The organism is Streptomyces sp. NPDC002785 (assembly GCF_040295565.1).
Taxonomy (GTDB): Bacteria; Actinomycetota; Actinomycetes; order Streptomycetales; family Streptomycetaceae; genus Streptomyces.
On the sequence record NZ_JBEOVN010000030.1, the window covers coordinates 21,987 to 36,195 of the forward strand.

Annotated in this window: 12 protein-coding genes; 4 read left to right on the forward strand and 8 right to left on the reverse strand. The window is 70.4% G+C overall.

Annotation, left to right across the window (positions count from 1 at the left end; all coding sequences use genetic code 11):
- Positions 1-217: 217 nt before the first annotated feature.
- The 8 genes from ABTZ94_RS10800 to ABTZ94_RS10835 form a co-directional block, all read right to left on the reverse strand.
- Positions 218-1,294 carry a HAMP domain-containing sensor histidine kinase gene (locus ABTZ94_RS10800; protein WP_351199632.1) on the reverse strand — a complete coding sequence of 359 codons (1,077 nt, stop codon included), beginning with the start codon at positions 1,292-1,294 and terminating at the stop codon, positions 218-220.
- Positions 1,291-2,028 carry a response regulator transcription factor gene (locus tag ABTZ94_RS10805; RefSeq protein ID WP_014154105.1) on the reverse strand — a complete coding sequence of 246 codons (738 nt, stop codon included), beginning with the start codon at positions 2,026-2,028 and terminating at the stop codon, positions 1,291-1,293. The genes ABTZ94_RS10800 and ABTZ94_RS10805 overlap by 4 nt, the downstream gene beginning before the upstream one ends.
- Positions 2,029-2,255: 227 nt before the next feature.
- Positions 2,256-2,948, reverse strand: coding sequence for a spermidine synthase family protein (locus ABTZ94_RS10810; RefSeq protein ID WP_351199634.1), 693 nt, complete (start codon positions 2,946-2,948; stop codon positions 2,256-2,258).
- A gap of 175 nt (positions 2,949-3,123) precedes the next feature.
- Positions 3,124-3,747 carry a hypothetical protein gene (locus tag ABTZ94_RS10815; RefSeq protein ID WP_351199636.1) on the reverse strand — a complete coding sequence of 208 codons (624 nt, stop codon included), beginning with the start codon at positions 3,745-3,747 and terminating at the stop codon, positions 3,124-3,126.
- Complete coding sequence (locus tag ABTZ94_RS10820) at positions 3,744-5,048, reverse strand: hypothetical protein (RefSeq protein WP_351199638.1); 1,305 nt, start codon at positions 5,046-5,048, stop codon at positions 3,744-3,746. The genes ABTZ94_RS10815 and ABTZ94_RS10820 overlap by 4 nt, the downstream gene beginning before the upstream one ends.
- Entirely contained in the window at positions 5,045-5,845 is an 801-nt protein-coding gene (locus ABTZ94_RS10825) for an ABC transporter ATP-binding protein (RefSeq protein ID WP_351199640.1), read from the reverse strand. Before ABTZ94_RS10825 ends, ABTZ94_RS10820 begins: the two co-directional genes overlap by 4 nt.
- A 10-nt stretch (positions 5,846-5,855) precedes the next feature.
- Positions 5,856-6,794, reverse strand: coding sequence for a zf-HC2 domain-containing protein (locus ABTZ94_RS10830; protein ID WP_351199642.1), 939 nt, complete (start codon positions 6,792-6,794; stop codon positions 5,856-5,858).
- A gap of 32 nt (positions 6,795-6,826) precedes the next feature.
- Positions 6,827-7,438 (reverse strand): RNA polymerase sigma factor, encoded by a 612-nt coding sequence (locus ABTZ94_RS10835; protein ID WP_351199644.1) that lies wholly within the window; start codon positions 7,436-7,438, stop codon positions 6,827-6,829.
- Positions 7,439-8,156: 718 nt separating this feature from the next.
- Here ABTZ94_RS10835 and ABTZ94_RS10840 point away from each other — a divergent pair.
- The 4 genes from ABTZ94_RS10840 (at position 8,157) to lon (ending at position 14,148) form a co-directional block, all read left to right on the forward strand.
- Complete coding sequence (locus ABTZ94_RS10840) at positions 8,157-8,438, forward strand: hypothetical protein (RefSeq protein WP_351199646.1); 282 nt, start codon at positions 8,157-8,159, stop codon at positions 8,436-8,438.
- Between the two features lie 152 nt (positions 8,439-8,590).
- A complete protein-coding gene (locus ABTZ94_RS10845; protein WP_351199648.1) occupies positions 8,591-9,274 on the forward strand; it encodes an ABC transporter ATP-binding protein in 684 nt (227 codons plus the stop codon).
- Positions 9,274-11,442: a permease gene (locus tag ABTZ94_RS10850; protein WP_351199650.1), complete on the forward strand. Its 2,169-nt coding sequence runs from the start codon at positions 9,274-9,276 to the stop codon at positions 11,440-11,442. Before ABTZ94_RS10845 ends, ABTZ94_RS10850 begins: the two co-directional genes overlap by 1 nt.
- Positions 11,443-11,715: 273 nt before the next feature.
- Complete coding sequence (lon, locus tag ABTZ94_RS10855) at positions 11,716-14,148, forward strand: endopeptidase La (RefSeq protein WP_351199652.1); 2,433 nt, start codon at positions 11,716-11,718, stop codon at positions 14,146-14,148.
- Positions 14,149-14,209: the final 61 nt, after the last annotated feature.

Here is a 14,209-nt window from a genome sequence, read left to right on the forward strand (position 1 = left end):
GCGGAAATCAAGGCTACGCCTCCCCAGCCGTTCCATGCAGGCCGGGCCGGTCTTCGTCGTGCAAGTCACATCGGAAGGCGGGTTTCGGTGCAGGAAATGGCGGGAAATAAGCATGGTTCCGCTTCACTTCGGGTACGAGAGGCCGCAGCTACGGCCCCCTGGACCGTACCCCTTGCACAGAACACGCAGAACGTGCCCTTCCGGTTCGAACCCTACGTCAACCTCGCGGTTGCCGGGTCCCCGGAAGAGTGACCTGGATGCGGCAGCCGCGAGCAGATTCGGCCACGCCGATTCGTCCGCCGTGCAGATCCACCGCCCAGCGGGCGATCGCCAGGCCCAGGCCCGTACCGCCGTCGCTGCCCGGACCGTGCGGGGACGGTACCTCGCCGCGGTTGAAACGCTCGAAGACCCGGTGCCTCTCGGACTCCGGAATGCCCGGGCCCTCGTCCAGAATCTCCAGTGCCAGGGATTCCGGTCCGACCCCGCGCCGGGCCAGCACGGTGACCCGGCCGTGCGGCGGGCTGTGCTTGACAGCGTTGTCGACCAGATTGGCCACCACCTGGTGCAGCCGTTCCGCATCCGCGTGCGCGGTCAGCTCGGGCGGCGACACGTCCAGATGCAGATGCACGTCCTTGCGGGTGTGGTTCCCGGAACCGGAGGGCAGCCGGCGGTGCGAGGCGGCGAGGTTCGCCTCCTTCAGCACACCCGAGAGATACGGCCACACCTCGAAACGGCGGGCCTTCAACGTGACGACCCCGTTGTCCAGGCGGGACAGGTCCAGCAGCGTCTCCACCAGCCCGCCGAGCCGCTCGGTCTGCTTCAGCGCCGTACGCATGGTCTCCGGATCGGCCGAGGACACCCCGTCCACGACGTTCTCCAGCACGGCTCTCAGCGCCGCGATGGGTGTCCGTAGCTCATGCGACACATTGGCCACCAGCTCCTTGCGGTGCCGGTCCACGGCCTCCAGATCGTCCGCCATGCGGTTGATCGTCTGGGCCAGATCACCGAGCTCGTCGCGCCGGCCGGCGCCGCTCACCCGTCTGGTGTAGTCACCGTGCGATATCGACCGGGCCACGGTCGTCATCTCGTCCAGCGGCGCAGTCAGGCCGTGCGCCACGAACTGGGTGATCAGCAGGGTCGCGATCACCGAGAACACCGTGATGAAGCGCAGCTCGGTCCTGGTACGCACGGCCACCATCAGCAGCCCGGTGGTGATGAACACCGAGACCACCACGAGCGTGCCCAGCTTGGCCTTGACCGAGAAAGGGCGCAGTCCGGAACCGGGCCGGGTCATGGCGCCGGGGTCTCCAGGGCGTAGCCGACACCGTGCACGGTACGGATCCGCTCCGCACCGATCTTCCGGCGCAGCGCCTTGATGTGGCTGTCGACGGTACGGGTGCCGGAGGCGTCCGCCCAGTCCCAGACCTCGGCCAGCAACTGCTCCCGGGAGAGCACCGCGCGCGGGGTATTGGCCAGGCAGACCAGCAGATCGAACTCGGTCGGCGTGAGGTGGACGTCATCGGCGCGCACCCGGACCCGCCGCTGCGCGTGATCGATCTCCAGCTCACCGAGGCGCAGTATGCCGCTGCGCGGCGTCACCGCGGCCAGCGCCGCACGCTCGACCCGGCGCAGCAGGACGTGCACCCGGGCCGCCAGCTCGCGCATCGAGAACGGCTTGGTCATGTAGTCGTCGGCGCCGACCCCGAGGCCGACCAGCATGTCGGTCTCGTCGTCCCTGGCGGTCAGCATCAGCACCGGCACCGGCCGCTGGGCCTGCACACGGCGGCAGACCTCCAGGCCGTCGAAGCCCGGAAGCATGATGTCGAGCACCATCAGATCGGGCTGCCAGGCCTCTGCCGCGTCCACGGCCGCGGGCCCGTCGAGTGCGGTCTGCACCAGAAAGCCCTCGGCCCGCAGCCGGGCGGAAATGGCATCGACGATCGTGGCGTCGTCCTCGACCACCAGCACCCGGCGCTGCGCGCCCGGGGTGGCCGCGACACCGTTATGGGTGGTGTGTGTCTGTTCCATCGCCCCGCCCCTGCCCGCTTTCACGGGGGCCATTCCCCCGGACGCACGGTCTTCGCTTGTGGATTTCGTGGGTGGTGAATCCCGTTACCGGTCAGCAGCGTAAAGGCAGCGGACCGCTCTCGGCTACGCAGGGTGTAGCGGCTTGGACGCGACGAAGCGGCGGAGTGTCGGCCTTGTGGCGCTTGGCCCCGGGGCTTGCGGGGGCTGAGGGCGTCCGGCAGCGGGTTTCAGACTGTCCGAAGTGCGAGATGAACCACGTCGGGAACACCTCGGGCAACACTGACCTCTTCGGTCCTTACCCCGCTGAACCCGGCATTCCGCAAGGCTTGTTCGAAGTCGGCGGACGGTTGGGCGGACCACACCGCGAGAACGCCGCCCGGTGTCAGCCGCTCCCGGCAGTCCACCAGACCGGCGGGGGAGTACAGGCTCGTGTTGCCCTCGGTGACGGTCCAGTCCGGTCCGTTGTCGATGTCCAGACACAGTGCGTCGTAACGGTCCGTAGTCGTACTCAGGTACGAAATGAGATCCGTCGTCAGGATCGCGGTCCGCGGATCGGCGAGCGCCGCACCGGAGATCCCGGCCAGCGGCCCGTCAAGATGCCAGTCCACGATCGCCTGCTCCCGCTCGACGACGGCGATCCGCCCCCACCGCGGCTCGGCGGCGGCCCGGACGAGCGAGAACCCGACCCCGAGCCCCCCGATGAGCACCGCCGGTGCCGCCCGGTCGGCGGGCAGTGCGGCCAGCGCCGCGTCGATCAGCAGCCGCTCGGAACGCCCGTCGGAGGTGTCCATCAGAAAGCACCCATTGGCGATGATCTCGAAGTCGTCACCCCGCTCCCGCAGAACGACCTCGCCGTACGGGCCTTCGCGGCGGTCGAGCGTGACAGGGGCGAGGGTCTCGGGGCCGTGGCTGTCGGGCATGGCGCGGATCTCCGGTCGATGGCGGACACGGTCCTGCCATCCTGGCTGCTCGAAGCGGCCGGGGCCAGCGGATTGCGGGCTCCGCCCGATCCGTCCGGGGGAGCGTGCGCCGTCGCGCGGCCTGGGGTGTGCGCCGTCGCGGGTTACGTGCTCTCCGGGCGTGTGCCGCCGAGATTTACGTGCTCTGCGGGCGTGCGCCGCGCACCGCGAGGAGGACCGCCCCGACCGCGTACATCGCCAGGGCCACCGCCCACGCCGCACCCTGCGGACCCGGCTGCATCGGCCAGGCCCACACCGCCGCCGCGCCGCCCGGAGTGCCGGGCGCCGCCAGGTAGACGGCGCTCCCGTAGACCGTCATCGGCAGCCAGCTCAGCCGGGCACCGATCAGGGCGGCGGAGGCCGCGGCCACCCCGGTCGCGCCGAGCATGTTGCGCACCATGCCCGGTGCGCCGAACGCCTCCGGGTGCCCGGGGACCGCCAGCGCGAGCGCCCCGCTCGTCAGCACGGTCAGGGCCAGCAGATGCAGCAGCCGGCGCGGCCACCAGCGGCGTACGGCGGTCCGGTCCAGCTCGTCGCTGTGCGCGTGCAGGCTGGTGCTGATCGCGGCGGAGGCGAGCAGCGGGGCCAGCACGATGACCGGGATACGGGCGGTGTGGTCGAAGTGCGGCTGGTCCTGCAGCCAGTGGGCCGCCCAGGCGGCGACGAGGACGATGCAGGTCAGGGCGGCGAGGGTGAGGGGGAGGGCACGGGAGCGGATATAGAGGAGGGGGAGTGCGGCGTGGGCCGGCCGATGGTTCACAGGACCGGTACCTCCGAGGGCGTGCAGCGCTGCGGGGTGGCCAGGAAACGCCCGAGCCAGGCCTTGCGGTCGGCGTCCGGCATGGCCTTGAGGCGGGCGAGATAGCGTGAATTCGGAAACCCCGGCGAGTCTTCGCCGGTCAGCCAGCTCTGCACCGCGTCGGCCGTGCGTACCATGCGCTCGGCCTCCTTCTTCCGGTCCTTGTCGCGCGGGCCGGCCTGGCAGTCGCGGTTCACCAGACCCAAGGCGGTGTCCGAGGCGTACCTGCGGGGATCCGTCAGCCGGTTCCGTGTGATGCCCCAGCCGCGCGTCACGTGCGCGAGTCCGGCTTCGCCGTCCTTCGGGCGGGACTGGGAGTCCACGTATCTGGCGGGCGCGCCCGGGACTCCCTCCAGCCGCGAGAACATTCCTGCCAATGCCTCGGACACCTGGGGCAGTATCGGGGAGTCGGACGCGTTCAGGCAGATCTGCGGCGTGCCGGGGCCGGCCTTCGAGCAGACCCTGCGGGCCATGGCCGGGTCGTCCCGGAACAGGTCCGCGCCCGTGTGCACGACCAGCGTCCCCGCCGCGATCGCCAGGACCAGCGGCACGACCGCGAGGTGGCGCCGCCGTGCCGCGTACGCGAGCAGCGCGGTGACCGCGATGCAGCCCGTCCAGGTCACCAGGACCGGGGCGTACCACCACACCGGCACGGACCCGTCGAGCGAGACCTCATGGGCCGGGCTCAGGAACCGGGTTGCCGAGTCGAGATAGCCCGGGAACCCGAGGCCGACGTACGCGCACACCGCCAGCACCGGGGCGATCAGCCGCCACCGCACCAACCGGCCGACGACGAACCCCACGAAGCCGATGGACAGCAGGAAACCGAGGTCCGCGGCGACGATCGAGACGGACGGACTGCCGGCCCCGGTGTACGGGGCGGTCGCCGCGAACGCCACCGTCAGCGCGAACAGATACCCGGCCGCGGCCCACAGCACGACCGGTGTCGCGGCCGTCGTCACCTGCGCCAGCCGGCTGCGCGGCACCGAGAGCAGCAGATCGGCGGTACGGCCGCGGTGCTCCCGGCCGCCCTGCCAGCAGGCGGCAGCGGCGACGAGCGGACCGGCGAGCAAGGCCGACGCCAAGTGCAGCTGGGTCTGGGTCTCGCCCCAGCTGCCCTGCCACTGGGGCGCCTTGCCCCACAGGGGAACGAGGAGGGTGAGGGCGACTGCCGGCCCGGTCCAGGGGGCGATCCCGCGCCGGAACTCGGCCCGCAGTGCGGTGTGCGCCGGACGGCGTGCCGGTGCTTCGGGGTTCGTCATCGGTGAGCCACCGCCGCCCGGTGCGCCCGCAGCGCAGCGGTGTAGCCGCGCTCGATCCGGTTGCCGTCCGGCCCGTCGGCTCCGGTGTCCTCGCCGCCGAGGGCGGTCAGCTCCTGCGTCGTACCCCGGTATGCGATGTGGCCGGCCTCGATGAGCGTCACATCGGTGCAGGCCGTGGCGACATCCTCGACCAGGTGGGTCGAGACGATCACGGTGGAAGCGTCGCCCAGTTCCCGTAGCAGCGCCCGGAACTCGACCCGCTGCTCCGGGTCGAGACCGGCGGTCGGCTCGTCGAGGAGCAGCAGGTCCGGATCGTTGACGATCGCCTGGGCGATGCCGACGCGCCGCACCATCCCGCCCGACAGGGTCTTCACCCCGGCGTCGATCCGGTCCGCCAGACCCACGCGGTCCACCGCACGCTCCACGGCGGCGGGGACCGCCGCCGCGTCCATCTCCTTGAGCCAGGCCACATAGGCGACGAACTCGCGGACGGTGAAGCCCGGGTAGTAGCCGAACTCCTGCGGCAGATAGCCGAGCCTGCGCCGGACCGCCGCCCGGCTGCGGTGGTCGGACCTCGCGCCGACCTCGCTGCCGAGCAGTTCCACCCGGCCGCCGGACGGTGCGGCGACCGTGGCGAGCACCCGGATCAGCGAGGTCTTGCCCGCCCCGTTCGGCCCGAGGAGTCCGTGCACGCCGGGTGCGAAATCGAGATCGACGGCGTCGAGTGCGGTCGTTCTGCGGTGCCGCACGGTCAGTTCCCTGAGTCTGACCGTGCTCACGACAGTGGTGCTGCTCATGCGTTCACGCTCACAATGTCTCCAGGTGGTCGAAGGATCTACGGCGTGCGGCGAGCAGCGCGGCGCACACCAGCGCCCCGGCGGCCCAGCCGCCCTGTGCGGCGGGCCCCGCGAAGTACCGCGCGGCCTCGGCCGCCGGCCCGCCGATCCCCGGGGGAGAGACGGCGAAGGCGGGCAGGAGCACCGCGGCAGCCCAGGCCGTGGCGACGGACGAGGCGCCGCTACGGCAGCCGATGTACGAACCGAGGGCGAGCGCCGCCAGCGTCATCGCCAGCCCCGGCAGCAGCCATGCCGCCGGGCCCGGCCCCGCGACGGACGGGGGCAGCGCGGCCCCGGCGACGGTGAGCACCGGGATGCTCACGCCGAGCACCGCGGCGGTTCTGGTCAGCAACAGCCGCAGCCCGCCGGACGGGGTGGCGGCGGTGATCTCGTGCATCGGGTCGGTGTGCCGTCCGTAGGAGACGACGACCCCGGCGAGCGGCAGCACCGGTGCGATGACGAGGAGCAGCGGTCGCGTCGCCGCGCCGAGCCCGGCCCCGTACCCCAGAGCGAGGGCCCCGACGGCCACCAGCACCAGTGCCAGCAGCCACGCACCGCGCAGCGCGGGCCCGGCGGCCCACAGCAGACGCCCGGTGCGGGTGGCGGCCCCGGGGAGGCGGAGGCGACCGTTCAGGACGGACCCGGTCGCGGATGCGAGGAAGCGGACCGGGTCGCTTTGGACGGGCCCGCTCTCCGGCGTTGTTTCCGCCGCCACCGCGGCCAGCACCCCCGCCCGCACCCCGTCCAGCAGCGCCGCCGCCTCCTGCCGTCCCCGTACCGCCGCCGAGACCCGTGCCGCGCACCCCCCGCACGTCTCCACGTGCTTCTCCAGGGACCAGGCGTCCGTCTCCGCCACCGAACCGGCGGCGTACCGCTCGGCCAGCTCTGCGCCCACGTGCCAGTGGGTCATGTCGTCGCCTCCCCTCATGCCGTCGCCTCCCCTCATGACGTGCCTCCCAGCGGACCGGCCTTCGGCGCCAGAAGTTCCAGCGCGGCGCGCAGCTCGCGTCTGGCCCGCATCGCCCGGGTCTTGACCGTGCCCTCCGGTATGCCCAGGAGCCGGGCCGCCTCACGGGTCGTCAGCCCGTCGATGACCGTCGCACGCAGGACCTCGCGCAGCTCCGGCGAGATCCGGTCGAGTGCGGCGCCCACCTCGCCGTACTCCAGACCGGCCAGCACCCGCTCCTCGGCGGACGGCGCGGCGGCTGCCCACTCCTTGTTCCCGGCCCGCTCGGCCTCGGCCTGTGCGGCAAGACCGGCGCGGGCGTGGACCCGCTGCGCGTCCACCAGCCGGCGCGAGGCGATCACCCAGAGCCAGCCGCCGATCTGCGCACCGCGGTGCGATCCGGCGGAGCGCCAGGCCGTCACGAAGGTGTCCTGAAGGACTTCCCGTACGGTCTCGGCATCCGCGCACCGCCTGCTCAGCCGGGCGAGCAGCCAGCCGGAGTGCCGGTCGTAGAGCGTCGCCAGGGCAGCCGTATCCCCCTGTGCGACGGCGCGCAGCAGCGCGTTGTCGTCATTTCGGTCGTCCCCCGAGGGGCGCAGCAGGCTCACACCCCTCTATCGGGCACCGGACGCGAGTCGGTTCATCGTGGCTCTTGTGGCTCACGCCATGGACGGCGCGGGGGACGATCACGGAGGGGCCCCGTGGCTGCGGGTGCTGGTGCTCGGCGGCGCCGGTGCAATGCTGCTGCACGATCGGAAGACCAGCCAGGCCGCGGAGACCATCTCGCCGTCGGTCTCAGCGACTGTCGTCTGCCATGACACGTCAGTCGTTCTGCCACGAGAAATGTCAGTGCGACCGACGGTGGCGCCGTGGATTCAGGCTGCGTCCGTGACCTGATGCCACCGCCGCCACGTGGGAGCACCGATCCGGGCGCAACGTGCCCTCGTGTGCGAGGCGGTCTTGCCGACTGGTTCGGAGACCCTGATTCCGAAGATCGAATTTCGGTCGGACTCACGCCGAAAAGAAGAGTCGTTGATCGTTTCTCTTTCCCGGGTGCCTCGCAGTAGCCCGCAGCGTATACAGCGTTTGTACGTACTGCATTGGTCAAGAGCCGGTACTGGTTCACCATGGTCAGGTTTGAGCCGGTAAGAGGTCAACTCTGGTTGCGCGCACCTCACTTGCTTATGGTGATCATCGCGTCACGCCGGGGCCCTGGCTAAGGCGTCACCAGAGCAGAGCCGCGGCACCCGGCGGGCACATGCCCCCGATGCTTCTCCGGCCTGCTCTGTGTCCTTTCGGTATCACCATCCGAAGGAGTGCACACGAATGACGAGGATGAAGTTCATCGCCGCCACGCTGCTCACTGTGGCTCTCGCGGCGCCCACGGCCACGGCCGTTGCCGCTGACGCCGTCGCCAAAGGCGCCCATGCCTGGTCTCCGGCTGACGGCGGTGACAGCGGGAAGACAGCCGTCAAGGACAACAGCAGTGACGGGGACCCGGTGAAGGCCGAGTACTACCGGGTGGACAGCTCGGAGACGAAGCGGACACTGTGGAATCACAGCGGACCGGGAACCACCGTCCACTCCGGTGACGGGTCCAGAATCTAAAAGTTCAAGGCGTGCGACGAGAACTACGGTGCGCCGGACGACTGCTCGGGCTGGGTCATCCCGTAAACCGGCTCTCCACAGCTGCTTCTGCCGCACCAGCCCGTTCGGGGCTGGTGCGGCGTTCCCTTTTCCGAGACAAGAGGCCAGATTCTGTGAAACACAGTGATTCTTCCGGGCTCCGCGTGAGTGGCCTGTGCTACAGGGTCAAGGGACGGACTCTCCTCGACAGCGTGGAACTGTCCGTGTCCCCCGGAGAGTCGGTCGCGGTGACCGGCCCGAGCGGTTCCGGCAAGTCGACCTTGCTCATGTGCATCCTCGGCCTGATCAAACCGCAGGCGGGCACCATCACCGCCGGGGGCCGGGAGATCACCGGACTCGGGTCCGCACGGCTCGCTCAGGTACGGCGGGAGACTCTGGGCATGGTGTTCCAGTTCGGTGAGCTCCTCCCCGAACTCAGCCCGGTGGAGAACGTCGCCCTGCCGGTTCTGCTCGACGGAGGGCGCCACCAGGACGCCTACCGGCGTGCGGAGGAACTCCTCGACGAGCTCGGTGTCCCCGCTGGTTCCACCCCCACCGGGATGCTCTCCGGCGGCGAGCGCCAGCGGACTGCCGTCGCTCGCGCCCTGATCACCGAGCCCGATGTCCTGCTCGCCGACGAACCCACCGGCGCACTCGACCCCGACGCCAAAGAGGGAGTCGCCGGTCTGCTGTTCACCGCCGCCCGTGACCGGGGCTGCGCACTGCTGTTGGTCACGCACGACCTGACAGTGGCCGGTCGGGCCGACCGCCGCCACGAGCTCCGCGGCGGGATCCTGGCCGCAGCGGGAGTTGTCTGATGAAGGAAAGCATCCGCACCGCAACCAAACTGATCAGGATCGGCCTTGCCGCGGGCCGCTCCACTCCCGGCGACCGCCTGCGCTGGTGGGGTCTGTTCGGCGCCGCAGCCGCCGTCGCCTTCGTCACCCTGGCGACCGTGGCCACCGTCGCCACCTATCACGGCCGTGAGACCAGAGCGGACGCCAGAGGACCGGTGATCACTTTCAGCAAGAATGCCGGCGAACTGAAGTACCGGGAGGGGATCGACGCCGTGGGCGGCAGACCCGTCTCCGTCGTGTTCGTCCACCCCCTCACACCTGAGGCTCCCGTCCCCGCCGGTGTGGCCCGCTGGCCGGGGCCGGGCGAGGTCCTGCTCTCTCCTGAACTTGTCAGGACCGGACGTGGCGAGGGGATCCTGACCCGGTACGGAAGGTTCGCCGGAACCGTCACCAACGACGGACTGGTCACTCCCTCCGAGCGGATCGCATATGTCCGGGTGGCGGAAACGCCGCCGAAGGACGATCCCAGATGGATGGACGTGTCCGCCTTCGGGAGCGGTGGCGGAGCGACGGGCGAGATGGCTGACCAGCCGCCCGTGACCTCCCCCGTCCTCGCTCTGTGGGCTTTGACAGGGGTGCCCGCCCTCGCTCTGGCTGTGGTCGCCGCGCGGGTCGGCTCCCGCACCCGTGACCGGCGCGGCAGTCTGCTGCAAGCCCTGGGCGGGACCTGGTGGCACCGGATGATCGTCAACCTCGGTGAGGCCGCGATCCCCGCAGCACTGGGAACCCTCGCCGCGTTCGTCCCGTATGCCGTGGTCTCTGTACGGGACACCCGCCTTGCACCCACCGGATACATCCTCGACCACCGTGATGTGTGGGCGGCATGGCCGGTTGCCGCGGCATCGGCAGCGATGTCCCTGCTGGTCGTACTGGGCATCGTGGTGGGCACACACCGCATTACCCGGGACGGCAGGTCCACCCGCCCCGCCTCCTTCACGTCCCGTGTTCCCGCGTGGCGCCTTGTCGTCTGTGGTGTCGGCGTTGCGCTGGTCCTGACCAGCCAGTACGTGCCCCGGAAGGCCCAGCTCGTCGTGTTCACCTGCGGGACCGTCGTGATGTGGGCCTTTCTGTCCTCCGTCGTGGCTCTCCTCACCCGCCGTCTGGGCTCCTGGCTCGCCGACCACGGGAGGCGTGGGGGGCATGCGGGCCGCATGATCGGCGGGCGGTGGACACACGCGCATCCCGGAGTGATTGTGCGTCTCGCTCTGGCCATGGTGATCGGCATCGGGATCGTCGCCCAGATGCAGGTGTGGACCAGCAGGCTCGGAGCGCACTCCCAAGCAGCCGTCGCCACGCACCAACGGATCAAGGACACGGTCATCGAAGTGACCGCCGGCACCATGACCGCGTCGCAGACAGACCGGTTCCGCTCGTCCCTGCCGACCGGATCGGTGCTGCTGAGCCGCACCTTCCACGATCCGGGACCGCCCAGAAACCCATGGGTGACCATCGGAGGATCCTGTCGCGACCTGCACACGCTGCACGTGACCTGTCGCGGCGACACCGCAGCAGCGGGAAGCAGTGCCCAGTTGGCCAACGTGGAAGAGATGCGCCGCTGGTACGGCGACCTCAAGTTCACACAGACCCCCCGGCTCAGCGTGAAGGCGGACGGCACACAGACCCTCCTCGTAGTGACCCCCACACCGGGGCAGCTTGCCGCGGTGAAGCAGGCCGCGTTCACGCTTCCCAATCCTTCGGTGCAGGTCGAGGCACTGGGCGGAAACTGGCTGGGGTCCTCGCGTCTACGCCTCCCGAACTGGATCCAGCTGTTCGGCGTCACCGGCATCCTGTTCATTCTCGTGGCCGGTGCGGTGAGCGCGGCGGCCGAGTTCGTCCGGATCCGCCACGCTCTCGCCCCGCTCTCCGTCCTGACCGGCCACCGCCGGGTGTTCCGGTCCGTGACCTCATGGCACCTGACCGTCCCCCTGCTCATCTCCACCGTTGTCACCGGGGCCGTGACCGCATGGCATTCGGTGTTCTTCATCGCCCTGGTACAGGAAGGCTCCGTCTCCTGGTCAGTCCTGGCAGTCGGCATTGCGGCATGTGCCGCGGTCTCCCTGACCGTCGGATTCCTCGGCGCACGCGCGGCAGCCCGGGCGGCTGACCAGTGGCGGCCCACAGCCGACTGAACGAAAGCACCCCACGGCCGATCCTCATGAAGGGGACCAGAAGAGTGTGCCCAACACCAACACACGATCCACGACCTGCTGACCGAGCACCCTGATACAAGGTCACGCAGGCCGATGCAAAGTCACAGGCAGCTTTGGTTTGGAAAGTGCAAGGTCTCCCCGCAATAGGACAGCGTTCGCCCGATCGCTCACAGCGAACAGACGTCGGGGAACAATGGGTGGCTCAGGAGCATTGAGTCTGCGTAACTCAACTTGACTGCCGAAGGGGAGATCATGGCTAGCGAGCCCAATGCGGTCACTCCGCTCGCCCTGCCCGTGCTGCCGCTCGACGACGAGGTCGTGCTGCCCGGGATGGTGGTGCCTCTGGACCTGTCCGACACCGATGTACGTGCCGCCGTGGAAGCCGCACAGGCCGCGGCCCGCGAGGGCGGCGGCAAGCCCGAGGTGCTTCTTGTGCCGCGGATCGACGGGACGTACACCGGCACCGGTGTCATCGGCACCGTCGAGCAGGTCGGACGGCTTTCGGACGGAGATCCGGGCGCGCTCATCCGCGGCCGTGGCCGGGTGCGGATCGGGGCCGGGACCAGCGGACCGGGTGCCGCGCTCTGGGTGGAGGGGGCGCGGATCGACGGGGTCGTCCCCGATCCACTCCCTGGAGCCGCCGCCGAGCTGGTCAAGGAGTACAAGGCACTCGCCACCAGCTGGCTGGAGAAGCGCGGCGCCTGGCAGGTCGTGGACCGGGTCCAGCAGATCGAGGACATCTCCGCGCTCGCCGACAACTCCGGTTACTCGCCCTTCCTCACCACTGACCAGAAGGTGCAGCTCCTGGAGACCGTGGACGCGGTCGCGCGGCTGAAGCTCGCCATCCAGTGGCTCGGTGAACACCTCGCCGAGCAGGACGTCGCCGAGTCCATCGCCAAGGACGTCCAGGAGGGCGTCGACAAGCAGCAGCGCGAATTCCTGCTGCGGCGCCAGCTCGAAGCCGTACGCAAGGAGCTCGCCGATCTCAACGGCGGTCCTGGCTCCGGCGCGGACGAGTCCGACGACTACCGGGCCCGCGTCGAGGCCGCCGGTCTTCCCGAGCACGTCCGTGAGGCCGCGCTCAAGGAGGTCGACAAGCTGGAGCGTTCCTCCGACCAGAGCCCCGAGGGCTCCTGGATCAGGACCTGGCTCGACACCGTCCTCGAACTGCCGTGGACCGAGCGGACCGAGGACGCCTACGACATCCGCGGCGCCCAGGAGATCCTCGACGCCGAGCACGCGGGCCTGCAGGACGTGAAGGAGCGGATCACCGAGTACCTGGCGGTACGCAAGCGGCGTTCCGACCGCGGCCTCGGTGTCGTCGGAGGACGCCGCGGCGGTGCCGTGCTGGCGCTGGTGGGCCCTCCGGGCGTGGGCAAGACCTCGCTCGGCGAATCCGTCGCGCACGCCATGGGGCGCAAGTTCGTCCGCGTGGCGCTTGGCGGTGTGCGGGACGAGGCGGAGATCCGCGGCCACCGGCGTACCTACGTCGGTGCTCTGCCGGGACGTATCGTCCGGGCCGTCAAGGAGGCCGGTTCGATGAACCCGGTCGTCCTGCTCGACGAGATCGACAAGGTCGGCTCCGACTTCCGGGGCGACCCGGCCGCCGCCCTTCTCGAAGTCCTCGACCCGGCGCAGAACCACACCTTCCGCGACCACTACCTGGAGGTCGAACTCGACCTCAGCGATGTCGTCTTCCTGGCGACAGCCAATGTGCTCGAAGCCATTCCGGAGGCCCTGCTCGACCGTATGGAGCTGGTCAGGCTCGATGGCTACACCGAGGACGAGAAGGTCGTCATCGCCCGTGACCACCTGCTCCCGCGCCAGCTGGAGCGGGCCGGTCTGGAGAAGGACGAGGTGACGCTCGACGAGTCCGCGCTGCGCAAGCTGGCCGGCGAGTACACCCGTGAAGCGGGCGTACGAAACCTGGAGCGGGCCGTCGCCCGGCTGCTCCGCAAGGTCGCGGCTCAGCACGAACTGGGCGACCGGGCACTCCCGTTCACGGTCACCGAAGCGGATCTGCGCGGTCTGATCGGTCGGCCGCACCACGTCCCCGAGTCCGCCCAGGACCCGGCCGAGCGCCGTACCGCGGTGCCGGGCGTGGCCACCGGACTCGCGGTGACCGGTGCCGGTGGTGACGTGCTGTTCGTGGAGGCGTCGCTGGCCGACCCGGAGACCGGGGCGTCCGGGCTGACCCTCACCGGTCAGCTCGGCGACGTCATGAAGGAGTCCGCGCAGATCGCGCTGAGCTTCCTGCGGTCGCACGGCGCGGAGTTGGAGCTGCCGGTCGCGGATCTGAAGGACCGTGGCGCGCACATCCACTTCCCGGCGGGCGCGGTCCCGAAGGACGGCCCGAGCGCCGGCATCACGATGACGACGGCGCTGGCCTCGTTGCTCTCCGGACGGCTGGTCCGTACGGATGTGGCGATGACCGGTGAGGTCTCGCTGACCGGACGGGTGCTGCCGATCGGCGGCCTGAAGCAGAAGCTGCTGGCCGCGCACCGGGCCGGGATCACCACCGTGGTGATCCCGAAGCGGAACGAGGCCGACCTGGACGATGTCCCCGCCGAGGTCCTGGACGCCCTGGACGTCCACCCGGTGACGGACGTGCGCCAGGTGCTGGAGATCGCCCTCGCCCCGGCCTCCGCGGCCAGGCCCGAGGAAAGGATCCCGGCCGCGGCGTAGGCGCCATGGCGTGACGGGCGTGGCACCACGTACGCGACCGGTACGGACGGCCTGCCTCCCC